General features: G+C 61.1%; 23 protein-coding genes. 12 read left to right on the top strand and 11 right to left on the bottom strand.

Features of this window, described 5'->3' with window-relative positions:
• Nucleotides 1-20 precede the first annotated feature (20 nt).
• Together JK199_RS04665 and JK199_RS04660 are read right to left on the bottom strand one after the other, a co-directional pair.
• Nucleotides 21-2,015: a response regulator gene (locus JK199_RS04665; protein ID WP_212374185.1), complete on the bottom strand. Its 1,995-nt coding sequence runs from the start codon at nt 2,013-2,015 to the stop codon at nt 21-23.
• Nucleotides 2,005-3,789 carry an ATP-binding protein gene (locus JK199_RS04660; protein WP_212353734.1) on the bottom strand — a complete coding sequence of 595 codons (1,785 nt, stop codon included), beginning with the start codon at nt 3,787-3,789 and terminating at the stop codon, nt 2,005-2,007. Before JK199_RS04660 ends, JK199_RS04665 begins: the two co-directional genes overlap by 11 nt.
• 384 nt (nt 3,790-4,173) lie before the next feature.
• Between JK199_RS04660 and JK199_RS04655 the strand changes: the two genes are divergently transcribed.
• Nucleotides 4,174-4,587, top strand: coding sequence for a hypothetical protein (locus JK199_RS04655; protein ID WP_077930070.1), 414 nt, complete (start codon nt 4,174-4,176; stop codon nt 4,585-4,587).
• A gap of 71 nt (nt 4,588-4,658) precedes the next feature.
• Here the strand turns inward: JK199_RS04655 and JK199_RS04650 are convergent, their stop codons facing one another.
• Entirely contained in the window at nt 4,659-4,886 is a 228-nt protein-coding gene (locus JK199_RS04650; protein ID WP_212374183.1) for a hypothetical protein, read from the bottom strand.
• A 248-nt stretch (nt 4,887-5,134) separates the two neighbouring features.
• Here JK199_RS04650 and JK199_RS04645 point away from each other — a divergent pair, with 248 nt between their 5' ends.
• The 3 genes from JK199_RS04645 (at nt 5,135) to JK199_RS04635 (ending at nt 7,377) form a co-directional block, all read left to right on the top strand.
• Nucleotides 5,135-5,806 carry a cell division ATP-binding protein FtsE gene (locus JK199_RS04645; protein WP_212353736.1) on the top strand — a complete coding sequence of 224 codons (672 nt, stop codon included), beginning with the start codon at nt 5,135-5,137 and terminating at the stop codon, nt 5,804-5,806.
• 3 nt (nt 5,807-5,809) lie between these two features.
• On the top strand, nt 5,810-6,760 hold the full coding sequence (locus JK199_RS04640; RefSeq protein WP_212374181.1) for a cell division protein FtsX: 951 nt from the start codon (nt 5,810-5,812) through the stop codon (nt 6,758-6,760).
• 62 nt (nt 6,761-6,822) lie between these two features.
• Nucleotides 6,823-7,377 (top strand): YdcF family protein, encoded by a 555-nt coding sequence (locus tag JK199_RS04635; RefSeq protein ID WP_342356295.1) that lies wholly within the window; start codon nt 6,823-6,825, stop codon nt 7,375-7,377.
• Nucleotides 7,378-7,382: 5 nt separating this feature from the next.
• Here the strand turns inward: JK199_RS04635 and JK199_RS04630 are convergent, their stop codons facing one another.
• The gene (locus JK199_RS04630; protein WP_342356288.1) at nt 7,383-7,913 is read right to left on the bottom strand and encodes a DUF1543 domain-containing protein; all 531 of its coding nucleotides are present in this window, start codon (nt 7,911-7,913) and stop codon (nt 7,383-7,385) included.
• A 5-nt stretch (nt 7,914-7,918) separates the two neighbouring features.
• On the bottom strand, nt 7,919-8,782 hold the full coding sequence (gene fghA, locus JK199_RS04625) for an S-formylglutathione hydrolase (protein WP_212374177.1): 864 nt from the start codon (nt 8,780-8,782) through the stop codon (nt 7,919-7,921).
• 320 nt (nt 8,783-9,102) lie between these two features.
• Between fghA and JK199_RS04620 the strand changes: the two genes are divergently transcribed.
• The 3 genes from JK199_RS04620 to JK199_RS04610 all read left to right on the top strand — a co-directional run bounded on the left by JK199_RS04620 (nt 9,103) and on the right by JK199_RS04610 (nt 12,376).
• Nucleotides 9,103-9,978 (top strand): bestrophin family protein, encoded by an 876-nt coding sequence (locus JK199_RS04620; protein ID WP_077930078.1) that lies wholly within the window; start codon nt 9,103-9,105, stop codon nt 9,976-9,978.
• Between the two features lie 79 nt (nt 9,979-10,057).
• The gene (locus tag JK199_RS04615) at nt 10,058-10,648 is read left to right on the top strand and encodes a CarD family transcriptional regulator (protein WP_025825521.1); all 591 of its coding nucleotides are present in this window, start codon (nt 10,058-10,060) and stop codon (nt 10,646-10,648) included.
• A 117-nt stretch (nt 10,649-10,765) separates the two neighbouring features.
• On the top strand, nt 10,766-12,376 hold the full coding sequence (locus tag JK199_RS04610; protein ID WP_212374174.1) for a tetratricopeptide repeat protein: 1,611 nt from the start codon (nt 10,766-10,768) through the stop codon (nt 12,374-12,376).
• Between the two features lie 15 nt (nt 12,377-12,391).
• Here the strand turns inward: JK199_RS04610 and JK199_RS04605 are convergent, their stop codons facing one another.
• Nucleotides 12,392-12,862 carry a hypothetical protein gene (locus tag JK199_RS04605; RefSeq protein WP_212374172.1) on the bottom strand — a complete coding sequence of 157 codons (471 nt, stop codon included), beginning with the start codon at nt 12,860-12,862 and terminating at the stop codon, nt 12,392-12,394.
• Nucleotides 12,863-13,060: 198 nt separating this feature from the next.
• Nucleotides 13,061-14,482, bottom strand: a complete 1,422-nt coding sequence (locus JK199_RS04600) for an ABC transporter substrate-binding protein (RefSeq protein ID WP_212374662.1) — start codon at nt 14,480-14,482, stop codon at nt 13,061-13,063.
• Between JK199_RS04600 and rsmI the strand changes: the two genes are divergently transcribed.
• A complete protein-coding gene (rsmI, locus tag JK199_RS04595; RefSeq protein WP_212374170.1) occupies nt 14,470-15,474 on the top strand; it encodes a 16S rRNA (cytidine(1402)-2'-O)-methyltransferase in 1,005 nt (334 codons plus the stop codon). The genes JK199_RS04600 and rsmI overlap by 13 nt on opposite strands.
• A gap of 128 nt (nt 15,475-15,602) precedes the next feature.
• Here the strand turns inward: rsmI and JK199_RS04590 are convergent, their stop codons facing one another.
• Both JK199_RS04590 and JK199_RS04585 read right to left on the bottom strand, forming a co-directional pair.
• Nucleotides 15,603-16,826 carry a BaiN/RdsA family NAD(P)/FAD-dependent oxidoreductase gene (locus JK199_RS04590; protein WP_212374168.1) on the bottom strand — a complete coding sequence of 408 codons (1,224 nt, stop codon included), beginning with the start codon at nt 16,824-16,826 and terminating at the stop codon, nt 15,603-15,605.
• 5 nt (nt 16,827-16,831) lie between these two features.
• Nucleotides 16,832-17,500: a glutathione S-transferase family protein gene (locus JK199_RS04585; protein ID WP_077930082.1), complete on the bottom strand. Its 669-nt coding sequence runs from the start codon at nt 17,498-17,500 to the stop codon at nt 16,832-16,834.
• 178 nt (nt 17,501-17,678) lie between these two features.
• Between JK199_RS04585 and minC the strand changes: the two genes are divergently transcribed.
• The 3 genes from minC (at nt 17,679) to minE (ending at nt 19,667) form a co-directional block, all read left to right on the top strand.
• On the top strand, nt 17,679-18,389 hold the full coding sequence (minC, locus tag JK199_RS04580; protein WP_212374166.1) for a septum site-determining protein MinC: 711 nt from the start codon (nt 17,679-17,681) through the stop codon (nt 18,387-18,389).
• A gap of 142 nt (nt 18,390-18,531) precedes the next feature.
• Nucleotides 18,532-19,347: a septum site-determining protein MinD gene (minD, locus tag JK199_RS04575; protein WP_025825533.1), complete on the top strand. Its 816-nt coding sequence runs from the start codon at nt 18,532-18,534 to the stop codon at nt 19,345-19,347.
• Nucleotides 19,344-19,667, top strand: coding sequence for a cell division topological specificity factor MinE (gene minE, locus JK199_RS04570; protein ID WP_086655343.1), 324 nt, complete (start codon nt 19,344-19,346; stop codon nt 19,665-19,667). Before minD ends, minE begins: the two co-directional genes overlap by 4 nt.
• A 93-nt stretch (nt 19,668-19,760) precedes the next feature.
• Here minE and JK199_RS04565 read toward each other — a convergent pair whose 3' ends face one another.
• Both JK199_RS04565 and JK199_RS04560 read right to left on the bottom strand, forming a co-directional pair.
• On the bottom strand, nt 19,761-20,453 hold the full coding sequence (locus JK199_RS04565) for a GntR family transcriptional regulator (protein WP_099050331.1): 693 nt from the start codon (nt 20,451-20,453) through the stop codon (nt 19,761-19,763).
• Complete coding sequence (locus tag JK199_RS04560; RefSeq protein ID WP_212374163.1) at nt 20,440-22,293, bottom strand: ABC transporter ATP-binding protein; 1,854 nt, start codon at nt 22,291-22,293, stop codon at nt 20,440-20,442. Before JK199_RS04560 ends, JK199_RS04565 begins: the two co-directional genes overlap by 14 nt.
• Before the next feature lie 181 nt (nt 22,294-22,474).
• On the opposite strand from JK199_RS04560, the gene cysG reads away from it, so the two are divergent.
• Complete coding sequence (cysG, locus tag JK199_RS04555; protein ID WP_212374161.1) at nt 22,475-23,884, top strand: siroheme synthase CysG; 1,410 nt, start codon at nt 22,475-22,477, stop codon at nt 23,882-23,884.
• Nucleotides 23,885-23,923: the final 39 nt, after the last annotated feature.

Here is a 23,923-nt window from a genome sequence, read left to right as displayed (position 1 = left end):
TGCGGGCAGGAAAGCACCGCTTATGCGGCCAGCATGGCCCTGACATCCCCCAGCAGGGCGTCCCGCGTGTAGGGTTTATGCAGAACCGTAACCCCTTCCGGCAGGGACGCAAGATCTGCATAGCCGGTGACAAACAGCACAGGCAGTTCCGGCCGCACGGTATGCAGGCGGCGGGCGACTTCATCCCCGTTCATGCCGGGCATCATCACATCCATCACGACCAGCGCGATATCCGGTTTATCGGCAATCACCCCCAGCGCCTCAGCACCGCTGGCGGATTCCAGAACCGCATATCCGGCGCGGCGCAGGAAACCGGCTGTTACAGCCCGCACTCCCGGTTCATCATCCACCACAAGGATAGTTTCGCCCTGCTGGACGGGCGGCAATTTCTGCGGAGAGGCAGCCTGCACACGTGCGGTCGCAATAGACGGAACCGCCGGGCGTTCTTCCGCCATGGCCGGCAGCCAGAGTTCAATGGACGTGCCGCCACCCGGCACACTTTCCACCCGCACTTCCCCCCCGCAATGGCTGATGAAGCCATAGATCATGGACAGACCAAGCCCAGTGCCCTGCCCGATCCCTTTGGTGGTGAAGAACGGATCAAAAATACGGGCCTGCATTTCTTCCGTCATGCCCACGCCGCGATCCATCACCTGAACCACAACCCAGGCTTCCCCATTATGCGTATTGCTCACAAGCCCGAGCGGACGCGCCGCCTGCCGCACAGAAACGGTCGTCGCACCGCCTTCCGGCTGCGCATCCAGCGCGTTCACGCACAGATTGAAGACCGCCAGTTCCAGTTGTGTTGCGTCCGTCCAGACCACAGGCAAGGGCGCATCAGGCAGTTCAAACTGCACAGTGCTGATGCGGCTGCTGGAATAGCCGCCCTCCGGCCCCAGCACTGCCTGAATTTCATCCGGCACTTTGCCCTGAGACATAAAACTTTGCAGGGACGCCATCAGTTTTCGCAAATCAACCTGCTGGCAGGCCAGATGGCGTGGACGACTGAAATCCAGAAGCTTTTGCGTCAGCGCTCCGCCGCGTCGTGCGGCTTCCAGCGCATTATGGAACAGCCGCGCCACACCGGGCTCCTTCGGCGGCTCCAGATCCATCACCAGTTCCAGTGAGCCGAGAATAGCCGTCAGAAGATTGTTAAAGTCATGAGCAATCCCGCCCGCCAGCGTGCCAATGGCCTGCATTTTTTCGGCCTGACGCAGACGCTGCTCCATGGCCAGAAGATCTGTCACATCCCGGTCAATCAGGATGGAATAGTTTTTCAGGCCCGCAGCCCCGCCGGACACAGTCACTCCCGGCTCACCGTCCAGCCGCACGCGCGTCAGGTCATGCCAGCGGGCCTGCCCGTCCGGCCCAGCCAGTTGCAAAATCTGCTGATCCCGGCCAGAGGAATCCAGAACTCTCTGCGCTTCTTTCAGGCTATCCAGACGGGTGGCATCCACCAGTTCTTCTTCCGTCTGCCCAACGCAGGCCTCTATGCTCCGGCCGAACTGGTCCGCCATCTGGCGGTTGAGGCGAATAAAGCGCCCGGTCTCTTCCTTGAACGCCAGACCAAACGGCAGGTTATCCAGCAGCCCGCGCAGCAAAAGCTGTTCGCATTGCAGCTCTTTTTCCAGACGGTAGCGGGACGCCGCCTGCCCCACCATGGAGAGCAGGGTTTCATCATCCCAAGGCTTATAGGCAAAAAAGGAAATCTGCCCCTGATTCAACGCGGCTTCCACCGCGGTGATATCCGCATAGCCCGTCAGCAGAATAGCTCCGGCGGAGGACAACAGTCTGGCCCGGGCCAGAAACACATCCCCCGTCATGCCCGGCATCCGCTGGTCGGACACAATCACCGCTACGTCAGACCGTTGCTTCAGCAGCGCAAGCCCCTGCTCGCCCGAGGATGCGGAAAGCACGTCATACGCGTCTTCCAGCAGGTCTGTCAGAGCAATCAGTATTTCCGGCTCGTCGTCCACAATAAGGACAACGGGCCTTTTGTCAGGTTCAGGCAGCATGGGTGCGCCTTTCCTCTTCAGCCCGATAGGGCACACGCAACGTAAAGCAGGCTCCGCCGTTCTCCCGAGCATCGGTCACAACAATACTCCCGTCATGGGCCTGCACAACGCCATACGCGGTCGCCAGCCCGAGCCCTGTTCCTGAGCCTACAGGTTTTGTTGTGAAAAACGGTTCAAAAACGCGTTCCTGAAGATCTTTCGGCACACCCGGTCCGGTATCACTAATCCGGATAACGTAATCTTGTCCGGTATGGGTGGTGGCAGGCTCCAGAGAGGACGTAATTTCAATCCGGTCCTCCTCGCCCGCGGCAAGGCCCGCAGCCTCCTGCTCACGCTGCTTTTCCGTAATGGCATCGGCAGCGTTGCTGACAATATTCATGACAACCTGATTGACCAGCGCGGCCTGACAGAACAGGTCCGGCGGGGCGTCCAGCGCACAGATCACACGAATATTCTGGCCCAGCTTGGGAGCCAGCAGCGTCAGAACCATATCAATGGCTTCCGGCACATCCAGACGGCTGAACTCCCCTTCCTCCAGCCGTGAGAACCGCCGCAGACTCACCACCAGATCCCGCATCCGGGAGAGGCCGATGAGGGAGGCCGCCAGACGCTCACTGCTTTTTGCCAGCGCCTGCTCCGCCGCCAGCGTATCGCCTTCCCGCACGGCGCTGAGGGCGCGGGAAATACTGCGATTAACAGTATTTTCATGCGCCAGAACAAAGGCGAGCGGGTTGTTGAATTCATGCGCAATCCCGGCAGCCAGTTCCCCGAGAGACGCCATTTTGGCGGACTGTACCAGCTTGGCCTGCGCCTCAATCAGCTTGCGGTTGGCTGAGGCCAGATCCGCATTCACCCGCCGCAGCGCATCCGCCAGCGCCATACGGGCGCGGGCACTTTCAATATGTGCTTCTTCCCGGCGGGTTTCATCCTGCACCATTTTACGCCGCACAAGGCTGCTGATGCGCGCCACCAGCAGATCCGGCGCGATATCCGCATCCACCAGATCATCCACGCCAGCGCTAAAGGCCATGCTGGCCATCTGGCCGGAAAGCTGACCGCCTTCCACCATACCCAGCACGCGCATGCACTGCCGGGTCCGGCGGCGCATGGCTACAACCGTATGGGCAAAGGCCAGACCATCAAAGGACGGACAGGCCAGATCCACGACCAGACAATCCGGCTGGTCCTTGCCCACAGGGCAGTTTGCCAGATTGAAATCAGCCGGATCGTCAATCAGAGAGACCGTGGCTCCATGCCGCCGCAGCAAATCCTGCAAGACCGGCGGCGCATCCCGCCCACCGCCCCGCCAGGACCACAACAACCCTCCCGGCGCCGTCGCAATAGCAACGCTGGGCTGGCGGAATGTTCCCCCGGCGCGGGAGAGCGGGTCTTCATCATTTTCCCGGAGCAGACCACAGACGCGGAACATCAGAAAAGCCGGATCAGCCTGACGGCTCAGGCAGGCATCCGCCCCCTGTTCCAGCACCAGCCGTTCCTGCTCGGCATCGGGTGCCTCCAGCAGAACCAGAACAGGAATACTGCGGGTCACGGCATTCACCCGCAGCCGCTGGCACAGCCGCGCCACGGACATATCCGGCAGGGTGCCCGCCACCACCAGCAAATCCGGCAACTGGCTTTCAAACCCCGCAAAGGCCTGACATCCCGTGGAGACAGACTGAACCTGCAAGCCGCGCTGGGTCAGCAGCGAGGAAAAAGCGCCCTCACCCACGGGGTCCAGCCCCACCAGCAAAACGGTACCCGAACCAACTGTCATCTCAATCCCGCATCCCGCACCTGTTGTTCCGGAGCGCACATCACGTTGTTCAGGTGTCCTGCTTTCTTCCGCTATTTTTTTCTACATCATGCCCTTGCCTGACGGCCACAGAGGCCGCGCATTCATGAGCGTGAATCGCTCTATCTAACCAAATCCCGGCGGTCCCGTCTGTTCGCGAATGCGTTACCAGAGGGAGAATTCAGCCTTTCACCCAGACGCCCCTTACGGCGTGTTATAGCAGGAAAGCCACAGCAACCACCTTTTAGGTCATGCGTCTGTGCCCTCCCGCCTCTCTTGTGTATAATCGTGGCAATTCTGTGCGCGCCTGCCGGTTTCTTGAGCGCGGCACACCCTGCTTTTACTGGCCGAGGAAACACCAGCCCCATGGACCCCACCCCCAACCGTGCTGATGCTCATCGGCCGTTTTCTTTTGTCTCAGACGCATCAGGCAGCAGTTCTCCCGCCCTCAGGCTGGCCCGCGCCGGGCTCTGGGCCGTCTGCTATTTTTTCTTCTATTTCATTCAGCAGCTGGCTGAACTGTTTGCCCCGCTCCTGCTGATTGCCGGTGTTGCGTGGAAAGCGCTGCCGGTGCTGATTGGCGCCGTCTCACACGTCAGCGCCTCTGCGGACCCTCAGGCGCGGGATGCCATTGCCAACGTCGCCTCCGCCATTCCGGCACAGATCACAGTCGCAGGCCACACGCTGACAGCCAGCGGCATGGTCTGGGATGGTATTCTGCTCATGGGTCTGGCAGCCGCCGGTGCCACTCTGGCCACGCTGGCTGGCCGTAATATGTAATCTGGCTGACTGTCATCTGGCGGCCAAGACGCTGCAAACTTCCCCCACCCTGCACCGGGTGGGGTGAGACCTCACCCCGGCAGATACAGACGGGCGGCAGCGGGCCAGACCCGCACAATATCATCCCACCACTCATAACAGGCCACGCCTGCCAGCATGGCCACAATAAGGCTGATGCACCACGCCCATCGCCAGAAAGCGTCCGTCAGCATCCAATCCCGCACACTCTGCACCTGCCCCTCCGACTCTGCTCCCTTATTCTGCGCATAAGCCGTGAACTGAAAAGGGCGACTGTGCATACTCCGCTCTTCCGGTGCCGCAGGACGCCTCCAGGGAACCTACCCAAAGCCGCACCCCGTAACGGCCCCCAAACATGCTGCACGTCCTCTCCCGGCCGTTGCGCTTCAGACGCTGAGAGAACCGCAACCCTGAACGGACCTGCACCAGAAATCGAATCGACAGCACCGCCTTCCCTCCGTTACACTGGCTTCATGCGTAACCCCCGCCCTTCCTGCCTGCCACTGGCTGGCAGACCCGTGCTTTCACCATGATTCGTCTCAGCAACGTCTCGTGGCGCAGGGAGCGCAAAGCAAGTACACCGGTGCTCTCCAACCTGTCCTTCTCGGTGCCTCAGGGGGGCTTTCGCTGGCTGCTCGGACCGTCCGGTGCGGGCAAGACAAGTCTGCTCAGCCTGCTGCATGTGGAAAACCTGCCCTCCGATGGGACACTCTGCCTGCTGGATAAGGATGTTACCGCGCACACGCCCCGCGCTGTTCTGGTCCGCCTGCGGCAAAGAATCGGAATGGTACATCAGGATTTCCGGCTGATGCCGGACCTTTCCGTGGCCGATAACGTGGCTCTTCCCTTACGCCTGCAACACAGGCCGGAAGACGAGATTACGGACGAGGTGCACGCCATTCTGAAATGGGTAGGGCTTGGGAACCAGTTGAACGTCCGCGCCTCCCGCCTGTCTGGCGGGGAACAGCAGAGGACGGCCATTGCGCGCGCCATCGTGCACCGCCCCGGCCTGATTCTGGCCGATGAACCCACCAATGCGCTGGAAGAACCGCAGGCCCATAAATTGCTGGATATGTTCAGTGAACTGAGCAGCATGGGCACCACAGTTATTGTCGCCACCCATAATGAGGCACTGGTCCGCCGCCTGCCCCGCCCGGCGCTGACACTGGAACGCGGCCGCCTTGTACAGGATGGAGCCTGAGCCATGGCCCTTCCCTTTTCCGGCCGGAAAGACGGTCTCTCCCTTTCAGAAGCGCTGCCGGACAGAAGCCTGTTCATTCTGGTCGCGATGATGAGTTTTCTCGCCGCCCTGACGCTGACGGGTGCCACCGGCGCCCGCACCCTCTCCACCCGATGGGCTGGCGGTGCCGCGCAACTGCTTACCATTCAGGTCTCAGAACCTGATCAACCTCTGAGCGGGGCCGGCAAGACCGACAAAACCGCCCGCCAGAGCCGGGCCGAGACCGTGCTGGCGGACCTCTCCACCCTTCCGGCAGGCACGCAGGTCCATCGGCTGACGCAGGAGGAACTGGCCCGTCTGCTCACCCCATGGCTCGGCGATGCGGGTAAAACGGCTCTGCCGCTCCCGGCCGTGATTGAGGTGCGTCTGGCTGAAGGGCATGAAGCCCCGGCGGATCTGGAACAGACGCTCAATGCGCATGTGCCCGGCACCGTGGTGGAACATAATGCTGAATGGAGCAGCCGCCTGCGCGCACTGGCCGAGAGCCTGATGGCCTGCGCGGCCCTCGCGCTCGTCACCGTGGGCGGCATTGCGACCATGATTACCGCGCTGGCCACAAGAGCAGGCCTGTCAACCCGGCGCGATATTATTGAAATCCTGCACGGGCTTGGAGCAACTGACAGCTATATTGCCGGGCGCTTTGCCAGCCGCACCGGCGGCCTCGCCCTTGGCGGCGGCCTGCTGGGCACGCTGCTGGCTATGGCCCCGCTCCTGCTGCTTTTCCGCATGGCCGCCCCGTTTGCCGCCTCCACACTTCAGGCGGCCACACCTGCCATGCCAGACTGGCGCACCCTGCCTGACCTGCTGCCGGGTGATATGCTGGCGGGCCTTGCCGCTCTGCCATTTGTGGCTGCTTTTATTGGCTGGACGACCACGCAGATCATGGTGCGCATCTGGCTGCGACGGATGCCATGAGGCGCGAGGCCAGCCGCCACCGCCCCTCCCGCCTGTCCCGCTTTATCCTGTGGTGGCTTAAAATGGGGCTGCTTGTCTGTCTGGCGCTCTGCGGCGCCTTTGGGTGGTTTGTGTATGACGCGCTGCGCCCCGCCCCGGACAACATGCCGCACACCGATGGCATTGTCGCCCTCACTGGCGGCCAGGGCCGGGTAGACACATCCCTGCGCCTGCTGATGCAAAACCGGGGAGATAAACTGCTGATTTCCGGAGTGGACCCGCAGGCCACCCAGCAAGACCTTCTACCGCCCCACCTGCCGGACAGCGTGAAAGACCGGGTAACGCTGGGTTATCTGGCCCGCTCCACCATTGAAAACGCCAGTGAGACCGCCGCATGGGTGGTGGATAACCATATCCATACCCTGACGGTTGTGACCGCAGGTTACCACATGCGCCGGGCGCTGGTGGAACTGCGCCGCACCCTGCCGGGTGTGACGCTCTACCCTTACCCCGTCATCCCGCCTGCGCTGGAACACCCTTTTGAACGCTCAACCCTGCACCTCCTCCTGCGGGAGTTTGCAAAATGGCTTGGTGCGCTTGCGGGTTTTGTGCATCCACCAACCCACGTCGCAGACTGAGTGTATCAGATCCGCTGATAGCCCTGCCATAACGCCTTTGCAGGCTCACCCTCCGGCTGGGGCGTAAGGTGGATGTGAAAACCATCAATCTGTTCCAGAGGAATACAGTCATCGACTTCCATAAAATTGTCTCTGTGCAGATGCGCATAGCCAGACATTAAGGTCTTTTTCGCTTTAGCTTTGGCCTCGTCTGCTGTTTCAGCGACAAGAAATGTAAATTCGTGCTCTTCCTTCAGCGCACCCGCCGCATAACCGCCCATATTCACAAAATATAGTTTCTTGTGAGACACTGATTTTTCCGGAAATACCGTCACCGCAAAACCATCAGCCCAGTCCACCACGCCATATGCGTCGACATGAAGCGAATTGCGCGTTCCAAACCACCGTTTAGCAAGCGCCGGATAAACAGTTTCCGGTTTTTCTGCGACGCCAAACTGAACATCATGCACTTCAATATTCGCGCCGGGAGCCGCACCACCAAGATAAAATACGAATAACTGCAAGCTGCCCGGTGATATTTTCTGATTTGCTTTCACGCTTGTCACACCCCACCCAGCACCGCCGCGTGATGCCGGATGTGGTCTGCGGCAAAGCTCTGCACAAACCAGTAGGAATGGTCATATCCGGCGTGTCTGCGGATGCGCAGGGCCTGTCCGGCTTTTTGCGCGGCCTCTTCCAGCAGGTCCGGCTTCAGTTCGCGTTCCAGAAACTGATCGGCCTCACCCTGATCAATCAGAATATCCGTCGGGTGGCGGTATCCGTCTTCCAGCAGGCACACCGCATCCTGCGCGCGCCATGTCTGGCGGTCCGGTCCTAAATAGCCGGTAAAGGCCTTCTTGCCCCACGGCACGACGGAAGGGTGCACAATAGGCGCAAAAGCCGAGACGGATTTCCAGAAGTCCGGCGCGCGCAGCGCATGTACCAGCGCACCATGCCCGCCCATGGAATGGCCCATAATCCCGCGCCGTGTGCCATCCAGCGGGAAAAGCTGTTCTGTCAGGGCAGGCAATTCCTGCGCAATGTAGCTGCCCATGCGGTAATGGCGGCTCCACGGTTCCTGCGTTGCATCCAGATAGAACCCGGCTCCGGTACCAAAATCCCAGCTGTCTTCCTCACCCGGAACGTGCGCGCCACGGGGCGAGGTATCCGTCGCGACAAGTGCCACGCCCAGCCGCGCCGCTTCCGCCAGCGCATGTGCTTTGATGAAGAAGGTTTCCTCCGTGCAGGTCAGGCCCGCCAGCACATGCACCACCGGCGCAGGTCGCGCCGCAGTCGCCCCCGGTGGCACAAACACCGCAAAGCGGGCATCCAGCCCCAGCGCAGCAGAGGCATGGCTGTAAAACCCGACACGCCCTCCGTGGCAGAGATGTTCTGATCTGGTTTGCAGCACGTTGCTGGACGTCATCAGCCTGACCTTTCCTGTGGTCCAAAACTCCGGATACCGGGCGTTAAAAAGCCATCAGGCATCCTGCTTGTCACGATAAGCCCCTTTCCCACCGGCAGGCCAGAGTGCAGGCCTCTGCCGGGACAAAAAGCAAATCATAATATTTTTTTTAAAAAGCACACCCGGCTCGCGTCACATCCCCACAAGAGCGTGCTATCATCGCACTCAACGCATTACAGCATTGCGCGCAAGGAAACTCTGCGGGCCACAGACTGTTAAGCACACTTGTCTTTTACGGTCCGGCGTTAAGCCTGACACCAGAGAAAACGGAGAGTGAATGGATGATCGTTGACCAGCGGATCGGCCTGCGTATCATCAGTAAAGAAATTCTCGGTGTCATCCTGCTGATGACAGCATGGGATTTCGTCGTGGTTATCCTGTTTCAGGTCTTCCATCAGGAATGGATGGAACAGCCAAGCCTGCCAACCTCCCTTATTGGTTCAGCGCTGGCCCTGTTCATGGGCTTCCGCAGCAACAGCGCCTATGCCCGCTGGTGGGAGGCCCGCACATTGTGGGGAGCCATTACCAACAACAGCCGCTCCTTCGGGCGGCAGGTCGGCACTTTGCTCAAGGACCGGCCTGACCTGATGCTGGGCATGGCAGCCTATCCGCACGCTCTGCGCGGCGCGCTGGGCAATGTGGATGTCTCTGCGGATGTCAACCGCCTGCTGCCGCCGGAGATGGCGCGCGCCATTGCCGGCTGGCGCAACCAGCCTAACGCCATTCTCTACCAGCTCGGGCTGGGAGTGACGGATGAAGTCACCAAAAAAGGCATTGATGGCGCAGTGCACGGCCAGATTGACCGTATTCTGTCAGACCTCGCCAATGCGCAGGGCGGGCTTGAGCGGATCCGGAACACCCCGCTGCCCATGCAGTTTTCTGCCCTGCCCCGCGCGCTGGTCAATGTCTTCTGTATCGTTCTGCCGCTCTCCATGGTCCAGACGCTGGAATGGATCACGCCGCTCGGCTCCTCACTGGTCGGCATCCTGTTTCTGGTGCTGGATAAGAGCGCGAGTGACCTTCAGGAACCGTTCTCCGGCACACCGCATGCGCTGCCCATGGCCACCATGGCCCGCACCATTGAGATTGATGTGGTGCAGCCTACAGGCCTGCCGCTGGCGCCGCCCATTACGGCAACAGATGGCATTCAGCCCTGAGATACAGCACTGCCTGCCATACGGGCCAGACTGCCGTTTTGGAAGACAGACCACGGAATTTGTGGTATAAGGTTTGGTTATGAGCACATTCAGAACAACTCCGAAAGGCGGCGTGACAGACGCAATGGCACGCACTGCCGCCGCAACAACCGCAGCGCAGGCCAAAACCAAAATTAAAGATGACGACCCCTTCCAGGAAGGAGACGCTATTGTCTACGCCGCCCACGGTGTAGGCCGTGTGGACCGCATCGGTGTTGACGAAATTGCCGGCACCAAGCTGGAAGTGATTCAGATCTCCTTCCCCGGCAACCAGATGACTCTGCGCATCCCGCTTACCAAGGCCCGCAAGGCTGGCCTCCGCAAAATCGTCTCGCGCGAGATTGTGGATAAAGCCATGGCCATTATCAAGGGCAAGCCGCATGTCAGCAAAGGCATGTGGGCACGCCGGGCCGTGGCGTATCAGGAAAAAATCAACTCGGGTGATCTGGTCCAGATTGCCGAAGTGCTGCGCGACCTGCGCCGCAATGTTGATAGTCTGGACGGCAGCTTTAGTGAACGGAAGCTGTTTGAGGCGGCTCAGGAACGTTTTGTGGCGGAAGTCGCCGTTCTTGAGAAAAAAGACCCTGCGGAAGTTCTGGACTCCCTCACGGCTGTGATGAAAGCAGCCTGAGCCTCCGGCCTCTGATCTGACGCAAAAACCCGGTCTGGCCCTGTGCCTGGCCGGGTTTTTTCATACGTCACGCTGTTTTCCTTTCCACAGCGGCGGGAGGGCAGTAAATATAACGCCATGACGCGCAAAGCCTCCTCTCCCGCGCCCTCCGTGGCTCCTGACCCTGCCATTCTGCGCCGGGCGCTGAGTGAAATTAAAGCCGGGCATTTTGAAAATACCCTCACCGCTCTCTCCCACTCTGCTGACAGCGCGGATAACGGGGTGGAAATCCTGCGCGCCTTTTGTCTGGCAGGCACCGGCAAGCCGAAACAGGCTGCGGAAATTCTGTGCCGTATCGCACAGGAAAACCCGACAGCCGTGCATCCGTTGCAGGACCTCAGCACCATCATGGCGGAACTGGACCGCAGGCCAGATGCGGCCGCCGCCTGCCGTATAGCCCTGAAAATCACGCCTCAGGATGCCCGCATCCATGACGTTCTGGGCGGCGTGCTGACCCAGATGGGGCTGTTTGAAGAGGCCGTCGAGACGCTGCGCACATCCATCAGTCTGCGCCCCAACGCCACCTATTCCTACAACATGCTGGCAATGGCGCTGACAGAAAGCGGGAAGATGGCCGAAGCCCTGCGCGTGCTGGAAGATGTGCTGGAAGAAAACCCGGAGCACGCGGGCACGCTGTCCAACATCGGCTGTATTCTGGCGGGAGAAGGCCGGTTTGAAGAGGCGCTGACCGCTTACCGCCGCGCGATTACCCAGCGCCCGGCCGATGCGCAGATCCGCCTGAACCACTCCATCACCCTGCTCAAGGCCGGACGCTATGCGCAGGGCTGGGCCGAGCATGAATGGCGGCTGAAATTACCGGGGCACAGCACCCTGCCGCAGGACCGTCTGCTCCCCTCCCTTGGTCCGGACACGGATCTGACCGGCCAGCGCGTGCTGGTCACGCAGGAGGAAGGTCTGGGCGATACGCTGATGTATCTGCGCTATGTGGAACCTCTGGCCCGCCGGGGCGCGCATGTTCACCTCTGGGTGCCAGATACGCTGGAAGATCTGTGCCATCGGCTTGAAGGCGTTGGCACCGTACAGGTGGGCGGAGAACTGCAACCTTACGACTGGCATTGCCCATTTATCAGCCTGCCGCGCGTATTTGCCGCCACACCGGATGCTATGGGCGCGCCCGTCCCATACCTGAAGGCCGATCCGGAAAAAGTGAAGACTTTTGCCGAACTGCTACCTGACAACCATAAGTTGAATGTCGGCCTGATCTGGGGAGGTGCGCCACGCCCGACACTGATTGGCCCGAATATGGTGGACCGCAGGCGCTCCATGAGCCTGCATACACTGGAACCGCTCAGCACCATTCCCGGCATCAATCTTATCAGCCTGCAAAAAGGCCCCTATGCGGACCAGATGCTGGACCCGCCGCGTGACATGATTTTGTATGACCCGACGGATGAACTCCACACCATGGATGATACAGCCTCGCTCATGATGTCACTGGATGTGATTGTCTCGGTCGATACATCGTCCGTGCATCTGGCGGGCGGGCTGGGCAAGCCCGTTATCATGATGGACCGGTATGATAATTGCTGGCGATGGCTGCACGGGCAGGATACCAGCCCGTGGTACCCGGCCATGCATATTATACGCCAGACCACCCCGCGCAGATGGGATGATGTGGTGCAGAAGGTCGCGCAGCGGCTCCGCACAATGGGGGCTTACCGCGCGTAAGCCGCCTGACAGGCTTTACCAGCCGTTCGCGTAATACCCCATTCCCGGGTCCCAGTTGCCCCATGCCGGGTTCCAGCCCGTCCAGCCGGGGCCCATCATGCCCCAGCCGCCCCAGTTCCAGGACGCATCCTGATAATCCTGAGCCGCTTCCTGCTGCTCATCCGCAATAGCCTGCTGCTGCCGGTACTGCTGATACGCGCCATAGGCTTTCTGGTCGCCCACATACAGACAGTCGCAGATTGTCGGGTCTGCGTAGACGTAGAAAACCTGATCCCCATGCACGCGGCGCACAAAGCGATGCGGCGGCAGCTTGTTGAGCATCGCCTGCCGCTGGGGCGTATCCGCCGGACGAAATGCAAACCCCGCAGCCGCCAGATGGTCTTCCTTATTCGCAATGCGCTCGGCAGGGCTCACACAACCGCTTAACAGCACAATGGCTGAGAACGCGGCAATTCTGCCTGACCGGCCAGAGAAAATGGAAAACATCGCAGCACACCTTTTCAGCCCTGATTTCAGGAAAAGCTTACAAGGCCCGGGGGCGATGTCAAAACACGTATGGCGGACTGCCGCGCACATCAGCGCAGGACGTCAGCACGCAACCCTTGTCAGCGCGCGCCTGACGCCAGTATACGTCAGGCGAGGCAGGTGCTTCCCATCCGGAAAGACGCTGCCTCGCGGTGGCGTTTAGCCAGAAACAGAGGTTTTGGTTGTGGCGGGCACCAGCAGCTTTGCGCCGCCCCCATTCCCCAGAACTTCAAACACGCCCAGCGCACGGCGGGTGCGGCCATCCGGCAGCAGCGTAAACTGACCATCCACCCCGGCAAACCCTTCCTGACGGGTGAGCGCGCTGACCGGATACCCCCGGGATGTCGTCCGGGCCACTGTGGTGGCAACGGTCGCGGCATCATAGGACAGATCCGCCAGCGGACGGGGCATATGGTGGTTCCGCGCCATAAAGCGCGTCACAAAGCTCTGGCGGGAAGACGGATCAGGCGCGGCATACCATGCACCCTTGAGTGCCCCCAGCTTGCTGGCAAATGCGGCCCACAGGCCCGGCCCCATAATCCGCACGGAGGAGGACGAGACCTGACTATCCGCCAGCGCACCAATCACGTTTTTCAGGCCAAGCCCCGTATCCCCCAGAAGCAGCGCATCAAACGGCGGGGGGGCGAGTTTGGGAGCAGCAGGCTGCGCCGTGCCATCCGTGGAGACAGAGGCTGAGCCAGCCCCGCCGTTAAGAGCCGCCGCCAGATCAGACGGGAGAGTCTTGTCCGGTGCGGTGGCGTCCGCCGTCTGGGCTGGCGCGCTGCCGTCCGGCTGCGCATCCGCCTTGCGGGTATCGTAAGCTGAGAGTTCCCGCATCATTTGCGTGATGCTGGCCGCAGAGCCGGTGTGATAGACGATGGTCGGGGTCGTCAGTCCCTGATCCCGGCAGGAGGCCAGCAGACCGTTGCCGAGGGCGTGCCCCAGCGGGTTATCCGGCAGGAAGGCCGCAAAATGCTGCCGCCCTTCCTTCCGGGCTGTTGCAACAAGCCGTTCAACCTGATCTTCCGGCGTGATGCCCATCACCCAGACGCCATCGCGCGCCTGATTGACGTCACTGGTAAAGGCCAGAACCGGCAGGCTGGCGGACTGCGCGGCAGGCGCGGCCGCAGCGGTATCCACCGCCGTCAGCGGGCCAAGAATAATGCCATCCCCTGCCTCAACAGCGGCGGTTACAGCAGCGGAGGCACCGCCTGCGGCAGCCGTATCATGCACGTCCATTTGCAGAGCGCCGCTGCGCCCCTGTGCCTGCGCTTGTGCCTGTGATGGACCCTGCGCCGTGGCTGCGCCGCTTTCCGCAAGGGCAAGCTGCGCCCCGGCCAGCAGTTCATGCCCCAGCGCTGCGTTCGGCCCCGTTAGCGGCAGAAGCACGCCAATTTTGTGGCTGGTGGCCGCTTTGGGTTCCTGCGGAGCGGGAAGCGTGCCCGTGCCGGACTGGTCCGCACATCCGGCCATTGCAAGCCCGACTGCACCTAAAACCACCATTCCGGTCTTGCGTCCTGCGCCATTTCCAGCCAGACCTCGCGTGGAGGCCTTTGACAGGAAAGAATATGTGCGCGTCATCATCCAGATCGTCCTCCGCAAACAACCGGCCTGATGAAGCTTATGACCGGACGTCCACACTCCATAGCGAAGGAAAGACGTCACGTCATGCCTTCTCTTCCGGGGACGCATCCTTCGCTGCCTCTTCCAGCGGCGCATCCGGCCTCACTCTGGTGGCCACACCCATAGGAAATCTGGGGGATTTCAGCCTGCGGGGCGCGCAGGCTCTGGCCGAAGCCGACCTGATTCTGTGTGAAGATACCCGCATGACGGCGCGTCTGCTGTCAGACCGCAACATCTCCACCCGCACGGAAGCCCTGCACGAGCACAATGAACGCCAGCGCGTTCCGGCCCTGATTGAGCGGATGCAGAACGGCACCCGCATGGCTCTGGTGTCCGACGCCGGGATGCCCCTGATGTCCGACCCCGGATTCCGTCTGGTGCAGGCCGTGATTGAGGCGGACCTGCCCCTGACCGTCGTCCCCGGCCCCAATGCCGCGCTGACGGCTCTGGTGCTGTCCGGCCTGCCGCCGCTCCCGTTCATGTTTATCGGCTTTCCTCCTCCGCGCTCCGCCGCACGCAAGGAAGCATTTGCAAAACTTCGCGCGGCGGAACGGGCGGGTCTGAGCGCCACCCTGATCTGGCATGAAGCCCCGCACCGCCTGGCTGAAACACTGGCCGACATGACGGAAGTTTTTGGTGCGGAGCGCGCCTGCGCCGTCGCGCGGGAACTCACAAAGCGGTTTGAGGAAGTCAGACGCGGGTCCGTCGGCGCGCTCGCCGCGTTTTATGCCGAAACTCCGCCACGGGGAGAAATCACCCTCCTGCTCGGCCCACCGGACGCAGAAGAAAGCAGCGAGGATGATCTGGACACCACCCTCCGCAGCCTGCTCAGCACCCATTCCGTCAAAGATGCCGCAGCCCTCGCCGCGACAGCCATCGGCCTGCCCCGCCGCACGGTGTATGCCCGCGCGCTGGAACTGGCGGCAGAACTGAAAAACAGTGCAGATTAAGCAGGTTTTCAGAAAAACACAGACCGGGGAGCAACGGCTGGAGCCCCTTGCCTGCCAGCAAACACCGGGCCGGGAGTCCGCAACCGGATTTTACGGACGATAAGAAAGCGGCCAACACCCAAAACCTGTCAGGTGGCGGCGCTCTTTGCCAGCGCCGTGCCTGCCGCATGGCCGCTGGCCCATGCCCAGTGGAAGTTATAGCCCCCCAGCCAGCCGGTTACATCCACAGCCTCACCAATCACATACAGGTTTGGCACTGTCTGCGCTTCCATGGTTTTGGAAGACAGTTTGCGCGTATCCACCCCGCCGCGCGTGACTTCCGCCTTGGCAAAGCCTTCCGTGCCGGTGGGGTGCAGGTCCAGCCGGTGAATACGGTCCGCCAGTGCCCGCAGTGTGCGGTCGGGCCATTCCACCACCGGGCGTTCTTCAGGCGCACTCTGCCGGGCCAGTTCCTGCGCAAGCCGGTGCGGCAGCCAGCGGCTTAATGCGGCAGGGCCTTTCATCTGGCTTTTAGCTTTTTTCAGTCCGGCCAGCAGCGCGTTCATATCCTGCCCCGGCAGCAGATCGATCCGCACTGGTTCCCCTGCGTCCCAGTACGATGAAATCTGCAACAAAGCCGGGCCAGACAGGCCGCGATGCGTAAACAGCAGCGATTCCTCAAACCCGGTCTTGCCACAGGATGCCCGCACGGGGAGAGAAACCCCGGCCAGAGACTGCACCCAGCTTTCCTCCGGCTGCCCGAACACCAGCGGCACCAGAGCAGGCTCTGGCGAGATAACCGGCAGGCCGAAAGAGCGCGCAATATTATAGCTGAAGCTGGTTGCACCCAGTTTGGGAATGGAAAGCCCGCCCGTGGCCAGCACCAGCGCCTTGCTGGTGAAGGTTCCGGCAGACGTCTGCACCCGGAAATCCTGTGGTTTTGTGACGTCCGTAATCCGCACATCCGTCAGGATCGTCACATGGGCTGCGGCACATTCCGCCAGCAGCATCTGCACAATATCCCGCGCGGAATTATCACAAAATAACTGGCCCAGCTTTTTCTCGTGCCAGGGGATTTTATGGGCTGCCAGAAGTTCCAGAAACTGCGCAGGCCTATACCGGCTAAGGGCCGAGCGGGCAAAATGCCTGTTCTGGGAAATAAAGCGTTCCGCCCGCATATCCGTATTGGTAAAATTGCAGCGGCCACCACCGGAAATCAGGATTTTCCGACCCACTTCCGGCGCGTGGTCCAGCACCACAACGCGCCGACCACGCCGGGCTGCCGTAAACGCTGCCATCAGTCCGGCAGCGCCAGCACCAATAATCAGCACATCGGGCGCGTGGCGTGATGCGCCCCCGTTATGAAAGGTCACGCGCGTCAGAAATCCAGATTGGCGTAATAATCCGGCGGCGTAATACCGGACACACGGTCACCCAGCAGCGGGCGGAAGCAGGGGCGAGACTTCATGCGGGCGTACCAGTCCCGTACCGCCGGAGCCTTGGACCAGTCGATATCCCCGATAAAATCGAGGCTGGAGAGATGCGCTGCTGCCGTAAAATCCGCAAGAGACAGGAAATTACCGGCCAGCCAGTTCCGGTTTTCCGCCAGAAAATTGATGTATTTCAGGTGCGGTTTCATGGCCGCATAGCCTTCCCGCAGCACGGTGCCGTCCGGATTGCCACGGCCACTGATGCGCTTCATCACTCGTTCACCAATAAAGCGGCGGGACACATCGCGCGCAAAACGCTGGTCAAACCACGCCACCAGACGGCGCACTTCCACGCGCTCGGCCAGTGTGCGGCCCAGCAGCGGCGTATCGGAATAGGCTTCTTCCAGATACTCGCAGATAACGGAGGAATCCGGCACCACCAGCCCGTTATCTTCCACCAGCACGGGCACTTCACCTGCCGGGTTCATGGCGTAGAATTCCGGGCGTTCTTCCCACACCCGTTCCACAACAGATTCAAACGGCAGACGTTTTTCACCCAGCACAAGCCGGATTTTCCGGCAGTAGGGGGAAAGGGGGAGGTGATACAGGGTACGCATGCAAAATATTTATGACATTGTTTGCCAACACGCCAGAGGGTAATCGGGCCGGGATGCATCTAAATCTCGCACACATCCCCTGCGGGGTCTGCACAGATGCTCGACAGACAACCCTTCCAGCGTGTACCAGTGCTGGGTCTTTCCAGTTCCGATCCTACGTTAGCGAGATCTCACGTCCTTGTCCGCCACGACATCCCCCTCGACATCCCCCCTGCCCCGCATCCGGATTTCAGGCAGGTCCTTTCTGGCGCTCACGCTCACGCCGGAAGCCCCGCTGGAAGACTGGCTGAGCGCGCTGGACCACCAGATTGCCCGCTCCGCCGGTTTTTTTGCCGGTAAGCCCATCATTCTGGATCTGGGCATGCTGGATGCAGAGGCCGAGCATCTGGCTGGTCTTCTGCCTGCCCTGAAGAACCGCGGCATCCGCGTGATCGGGATTGAAGGCGGAGACCGCGCATGGCCTGCGCTGGCAGACTGGGACTGGCCGGAAAACTTTGCCGGTGGCCGTGCCTCAGCCGAAATCGCGATCCCGGAAGACAGCGCGCCTGAAGCGCCTGCCCCCCGCACCCTGATTCTGGAAACCCCCGTCCGCTCAGGCCAACAGGTTGTCTGGCCGGACGGGGATGTGGTGATCCTCGGCTCCGTGGCGTCCGGGGCCGAAGTCTCGGCTGGCGGGTCCATCCATGTCTATGGCCCCCTGCGCGGCCGGGCCATTGCGGGCATTGGCGGCAATAGTGACGCGCGTATTTTTACCCGTGCGCTGGAAGCCGAACTGGTGGCGATTGACGGGTTTTACGCAACAGCGGAAGAAATGGACCCCGAGCAGACAAGTAAACCCGCTCAGGTTGCGCTTTCCGGGGAAACACTCACGTTTTTTCCTCTCACGTAAGACTTTTGCGCAAAAGAATTCGTTCTGAGCGAATATTCTGCGTTCCATTTTTGATGACAGATTGTAAGGTTGTTTGCATACAGAGCTGTCAAACATACGCTGACGGCAAAGCAGCCTTTAAGACCAAAGAGGAATAACACGGATGTCAAAGGTTCTGGTCGTCACGTCCGGCAAGGGTGGCGTGGGCAAGACCACCACCACCGCGGCCTTAGGCGCAGCACTGGCCCAGAATGGCCAGAGTGTTGTGCTGGTTGATTTCGATGTCGGCCTGCGGAACCTTGATCTGGTGATGGGTGCGGAACGCCGTGTGGTGTTTGACCTGATCAACGTCATTCAGGGCGATGCCAATCTGGCGCAGGCGCTCATCAAGGATAAGCGCGTCCCCTCCCTCTCCCTGCTGCCCGCCTCCCAGACACGGGACAAGGATGCCCTCACCGCCGAAGGCGTTGCCAAGGTCATTGAGGAACTGCGCAAGAAGTTTGACTGGGTCATTTGTGACAGCCCGGCCGGGATTGAGCGTGGCGCACAGATGGCCATGTACCACGCCGATATGGCCGTGATTGTCACCAACCCGGAAGTCTCTTCCGTGCGTGACAGTGACCGCATTATCGGCATGCTGGACAGCACGACCGAGAAAGCCAAAAAAGGTGAGAAAATGGAGAAGCATCTCCTCCTCACCCGCTACGACCCACAGCGCGCCTCCCGCGGGGACATGCTGGGGACGGACGACGTGCTGGAAATTCTCTCCATTCCGCTTCTGGGCATCATCCCGGAAAGCGGCGACGTACTGCGGGCCTCAAACGTGGGAGCCCCGGTTACGATAGCTGAGCCTGAAAGTGCCGCAGCCCGCGCCTATAATGACGCAGCGCGGCGTCTGGCAGGCGAGAAGCTGGAAGTCACCATTCCCACGGAACGTAAAGGCCTGTTTGACTGGCTGTTTAAACGGAGAGTCTCATGACCTTCCTCTCCAACATCTTCAAGCGCCGCTCCTCCGCACCTGTCGCGCGCGACCGTTTGCAGATTCTGCTTGCCCACGAACGGATTTCCGGCGGGGACGGCAAGGATGATCTGCTGGCTCAGCTACATCGTGAGATCATGGAAGTGATCAAACGGCATGTTGTGGTGGATCAGGACAAGGTGCAGATCAAGCTGGATCGCGGGGCGCATTGCTCCACGCTGGAAATTGACGTGGAAGTACCGGGTCTGACGGATGTCAAACCGGGTGAAAAACCTACCATTCAGGCGGCTGCCGCACCTGCGGATGCCAAAAAGGCCTGACGCCTAACTGCATTATAAGTAATCCGGCATAAAAAACCCGGTCCGCCATCCGTGCGGGCCGGGTTTTTCTTTGGCCTGATTGCTCTGGCTGGTTCAGGCAGGCAGAAGCGGCTCCAGCCAGGAGCGCGCCTGCTCAAAATCCTGACGGATCGCCGCGACGGCAGCCTCCGCGTCATGCCGCCGGAAGGCTTCCAGCAGCAACATATGCGGGTGATTGGCCTCAACAGGGCTGGCGGGCGGCAAACCATTGGTACCGGCATAAAACGGCCCGATCCGCGCCCAGAGCCGCTGCATGATGCCCGCTGTAATGCTCATGCTGGAAAATCCTGCAATAGCACTGTGGAAAGCGGCATTCCCTACAGCGGACTGATGCGGGTCTCCTGCCAGATAGCCCTCAATAAAAGACTGGTGACAGCCCTCCAGCACCGCAATCTGCTCCGGGGTAATCTGCCCGGCAACATTGCGCGTCAGCCGTTCTTCCAGATCAGCGCGCAGCGGATGCACTTCCTGAAACACCTCACGGGAGAGAGCCGGAACACAGGCGGTATTGCGGTCATCCAGTTCCAGAGCCTGTTCGGAGACAAGCCGCAGAAGTGCCTCCCGCACCGGAGTGGGGCTTAACTCAAGAGATGCCGCCAGCGGGCGCAGCACCAGACGCTCCCCGCCCTTATACGCGCTGAAGATCAGACGTTCCCTGATCTGCTGGTAGGCGTAGGCGGCAAGAGCCCCTTTGGCTGCCGCCGGACGATCAGTGTCCAGAGCGGGCGCATCGTCATGCAACATCATTCGAATGGGTCACCTGCTGGTTCAGAAAGTTTTTATACGGGCCGTCCTGCTGCTCAAGCAGGGTGGGAGAACCATCTTCCACAATCCTGCCGTCCTGCATCACAACAATTCTATCAAAGTTCCGCAAAGTGGAAAGCCGGTGCGCCACGGCAATCACGGTGCGGCCTACCATTAGCCGCTCCAGCGCCTTTTGCACATGCGCTTCGCTTTCCGTATCCAGCGCGCTGGTTGCCTCGTCCAGAATCAGGATGGGCGCATTGCGCAAAAAGGCCCGGGCAATTGCAATCCGCTGCCGCTGCCCGCCGGACAGCTTGACGCCACGGTCGCCCACCAGTGTCTCAAATCCTTCCGGCATCGCCTCGATAAAGTCTGCGCAGCCTGCCGCAGCGGCCGCCGCCTTAACGGCATCATCCGCCGCGTCCGGCCGCCCGTAGCGGATATTTTCCATCACGGTGCGATGCAGCAGGGAGACATCCTGCGGCACAATGGAGAGACAGGCGCGCAACCCATCATCCGTCAGGCTGCGAATATCCTGCCCGTCTATCAGGATACGGCCCGCCTGCACAAAGCGCAGACGCTGCAAAAGAGCCAGAACCGTGCTCTTGCCGGACCCGGACCGCCCGACCAGCCCCACACGGGTGCCCGCGGCAATATGGAGGTTAAACCCGTCCAGCACGTTTGCCGCGCCCGGATAGGCGAAACCGACCTCTTCAAACACAATCTCGCCCCGTACCGGGCCGGGATGCTGCACGGCATCCTCACGGTCGGGCATGTCGTGCGGCACGAGCAGAGCAGACAACACTTCAGACAGGCGCGCGTTATATTGCACGGTTTCAACCAGAGCCAGCGCCAGATCCCGCGTGCCATACAGGATCGCGAAGCCGAGGGTGATGACCATCACCACCTCCCCCACGCTTGCCGTCCCGTGCTGCCAGAGCATAACGGTCCAGAACAGGAGGCCCACGGTGAGCAGCGCCGTCAGCGCACCGTGCAGCATCCGTAGTTTTTCCATGTAGCGCTGTGAGCGCAGCCGCTGGCCCATTTCCTTCCCGGCGAGGGAGTTGAAGCGCATCAACTCCTGCCTGCGCATGCCAAACGCCCGCACCAGAGCAATATTGCCCATCACGTCCAGCGTCTCGCCCTCAAGCCCCGCTGCCGCAGCGGCGTATTCCCCATGCAACTTGCGCCCGCGCACGGCCAGACGGAACATCAGCAGGCACAGAGCCGCGGCCAGAACCACCGTGACGCCGCCCATCAGCCAGCTTACGGAAAGCATCAGCGTAATGGAGAGCAGCACGTTGAGCGCGGGCGGCAAAACACTCCATGCCAGCAGATTTTCAAGCGTGAAGCAGACATTCCCCGCCGTGGCGATCCGGGCCGCGAGAGAGGTTGGCATCCGCTCGGAAAAATAGGCCGGGGAATGGCCTGTCAGAAACCGGAACAGGTCCCGCCGGATATCGCCCGTCATTTCAATAAACGTGCGGGAGGCAAACCAGCCCGCAATGCGCCAGCCCAGATTATCCATGGCAATCAGCGCCGCCAGAATAGCCACACTCTGCCAGACCGCCTGCACGGCACCGTCATGCGGGGTGGCCGTCATCACATCCACCAGATGCCGGATGGCGTAAGAGGCCAGAACCGCACAGCCAATCGCCAGCCCGACCGAGCCAAACACCATGACATGCGCCACGCCCCGGTTGCGCATGTAACGCAGCAGAAAGGCCACAGGCCGCCCGGCATAGGCATGCAGCTCCCGGTCCGGCACCACAATGGTCTGATCGTCCTGCACAAAACCTCCGCGTCCGTTCTGTGTGCCGGGTTGCGTCACAGTTCCCGCCATTCTGCTTCCTCGTTCCGATGGAGCCTGCACTCCACCCTTTTTGTGTCCTGTCTCTCGGGAAGACGGCGCCATCATGGCAGCACGCCACAGAAACGCAGAAAGATTAAAAAAGCTTTTTTTAAAGGCCCGATGCCCGCGAACGCTTGCGTCCTGCGCGCAAGCCTGCTTGCTGTAAGGGGTTATGCAGTCTTCTTCTGAAAAAACCAGCTGGTTCCCTGTCATGCTTCGTCTCGACGAGGCCCGTGTCCTTGTGATTGGCGGCGGAAATATTGCCGCCAACAAGGTCCGCCTGCTGGTGCCCACTGGCGCGCGTATAGAACTTCTCTCCCCCACACTCTGCCCGGAATTGCAGCGCCTGGCGGATGATGGCGTTCTGACGCATGTGCCTGGTCTGGTGTCTGAAGAGGATGTACGCGCCCGCCTGCCCGGCTGCCGTCTTGTCTATATCGCCACCAATGATACTGCGCTCAACCGCACGCTGTCCGCTCTGTGCCAGCAGCAGAACGTGCCCGTCTGCGCGGTGGATGATCCCGGCAATTCCAGCTTTATCACCCCGGCCCTCAGCACCCGCGGCGCCGTTCAGGTGGCTGTCTCCACGGGGGGCGCGGCCCCGGTCCTCGCCCGCCGCCTGCGCGCGAAAATTGAAGAAATTCTCCCTGCCGGGCTGCATCTGCTGGCAGACTTCATGCAGAGCGCACGCCTGCCTTTGCGCGAACGCCTGCCCGACCCGTCCGACCGGCGGCAGGTCTGGGAACGGTTTCTGGATGGCGCGGGCGGTCACCTCGCCATGAGCGGCCAGACAGAGGCCGCCAGCCACGAACTGAACAGCCTGCTGGACGGCCATACCCGGCAGGGCGAAGTCTGGCTGGTCGGCGCTGGCCCCGGAGACCCGAACCTGCTGACCCTCGCCGCCCTGCGTCTGATGCAGGATGCGGATACGGTTTTGTATGACAACCTGATTGGCCCGGACATCCTCAACTATGTCCGGCGTGATGCCGAGCTGATTTTTGTCGGCAAACAACGCAACCGGCACACCCTCCCGCAGGAGGGCATTAATGCTGAACTGGTGCGCCGCGCCAAAGCCGGGGAGCGCGTGCTGCGCCTGAAAGGCGGGGACCCGTTTATTTTTGGCCGTGGCGGGGAAGAAATTGAAACGCTGACACAGGCTGGCGTCCCTTTCCGCATTATTCCGGGCATTTCCGCCGCCAATGGCTGCGCGGCCTATGCCGGTATTCCGCTTACCCACCGGGATTGCGCACAGGCCTGCCTGTTTATCACAGGCCACGCCAAAACCGATGGCACGCTGGATCTGGCATGGGAAACCATCGCCCTGCGCAGCCAGACCGTGGTGATTTACATGGGCCTGACCATGCTGCCGCAGCTTTGCGCACAACTGACAACACACGGCCTGCCCGCTGACTGGCCCGCAGCACTTGTGGAACGCGGCACGACGCCCCGGCAGCGCGTTATTACCGGCACGCTCACAACCCTGCCCGAACAGGCTGTTACTGAAAAAGTGACCAGCCCGGCGCTGATCATTATTGGCGAAGTTGTGCGGCACCGGGTCTGCCCGACGCCCACAGAGCCATAACAACTGCGTGACTTCGGAACTATTCTTTCAGGATTTTCC

Origin of the sequence: Acetobacter persici (assembly GCF_018256955.1) — a bacterium.
GTDB classification, from domain to species: domain Bacteria; phylum Pseudomonadota; class Alphaproteobacteria; order Acetobacterales; family Acetobacteraceae; genus Acetobacter; species Acetobacter persici.
The sequence above is the reverse complement of the archived record's forward strand: the minus strand, read 5'-3'. Positions and strand labels throughout refer to the sequence as shown.

What these genes read in the sequence shown, in the direction of transcription:
- JK199_RS04615 (WP_025825521.1), top strand. Translation starts at nt 10,058, where the DNA reads ATGAGCACATTCAGAACAACTCCGAAAGGCGGCGTGACAGACGCAATG.
- JK199_RS04605 (WP_212374172.1), bottom strand. Translation starts at nt 12,862, where the DNA reads ATGTTTTCCATTTTCTCTGGCCGGTCAGGCAGAATTGCCGCGTTCTCA.
- fghA (WP_212374177.1), bottom strand. Translation starts at nt 8,782, where the DNA reads ATGACGTCCAGCAACGTGCTGCAAACCAGATCAGAACATCTCTGCCAC.
- JK199_RS04565 (WP_099050331.1), bottom strand. Translation starts at nt 20,453, where the DNA reads ATGATGTTGCATGACGATGCGCCCGCTCTGGACACTGATCGTCCGGCG.
- JK199_RS04640 (WP_212374181.1), top strand. Translation starts at nt 5,810, where the DNA reads ATGGCCCTTCCCTTTTCCGGCCGGAAAGACGGTCTCTCCCTTTCAGAA.
- JK199_RS04560 (WP_212374163.1), bottom strand. Translation starts at nt 22,293, where the DNA reads ATGGCGGGAACTGTGACGCAACCCGGCACACAGAACGGACGCGGAGGT.
- JK199_RS04585 (WP_077930082.1), bottom strand. Translation starts at nt 17,500, where the DNA reads ATGCGTACCCTGTATCACCTCCCCCTTTCCCCCTACTGCCGGAAAATC.
- JK199_RS04655 (WP_077930070.1), top strand. Translation starts at nt 4,174, where the DNA reads ATGGACCCCACCCCCAACCGTGCTGATGCTCATCGGCCGTTTTCTTTT.
- minD (WP_025825533.1), top strand. Translation starts at nt 18,532, where the DNA reads ATGTCAAAGGTTCTGGTCGTCACGTCCGGCAAGGGTGGCGTGGGCAAG.
- JK199_RS04620 (WP_077930078.1), top strand. Translation starts at nt 9,103, where the DNA reads ATGATCGTTGACCAGCGGATCGGCCTGCGTATCATCAGTAAAGAAATT.
- JK199_RS04660 (WP_212353734.1), bottom strand. Translation starts at nt 3,789, where the DNA reads ATGACAGTTGGTTCGGGTACCGTTTTGCTGGTGGGGCTGGACCCCGTG.
- JK199_RS04635 (WP_342356295.1), top strand. Translation starts at nt 6,823, where the DNA reads ATGGGGCTGCTTGTCTGTCTGGCGCTCTGCGGCGCCTTTGGGTGGTTT.
- JK199_RS04645 (WP_212353736.1), top strand. Translation starts at nt 5,135, where the DNA reads ATGATTCGTCTCAGCAACGTCTCGTGGCGCAGGGAGCGCAAAGCAAGT.
- JK199_RS04665 (WP_212374185.1), bottom strand. Translation starts at nt 2,015, where the DNA reads ATGCTGCCTGAACCTGACAAAAGGCCCGTTGTCCTTATTGTGGACGAC.
- JK199_RS04650 (WP_212374183.1), bottom strand. Translation starts at nt 4,886, where the DNA reads ATGCACAGTCGCCCTTTTCAGTTCACGGCTTATGCGCAGAATAAGGGA.
- rsmI (WP_212374170.1), top strand. Translation starts at nt 14,470, where the DNA reads ATGTGCGCGTCATCATCCAGATCGTCCTCCGCAAACAACCGGCCTGAT.
- JK199_RS04610 (WP_212374174.1), top strand. Translation starts at nt 10,766, where the DNA reads ATGACGCGCAAAGCCTCCTCTCCCGCGCCCTCCGTGGCTCCTGACCCT.
- minE (WP_086655343.1), top strand. Translation starts at nt 19,344, where the DNA reads ATGACCTTCCTCTCCAACATCTTCAAGCGCCGCTCCTCCGCACCTGTC.
- JK199_RS04600 (WP_212374662.1), bottom strand. Translation starts at nt 14,482, where the DNA reads ATGACGCGCACATATTCTTTCCTGTCAAAGGCCTCCACGCGAGGTCTG.
- cysG (WP_212374161.1), top strand. Translation starts at nt 22,475, where the DNA reads ATGCAGTCTTCTTCTGAAAAAACCAGCTGGTTCCCTGTCATGCTTCGT.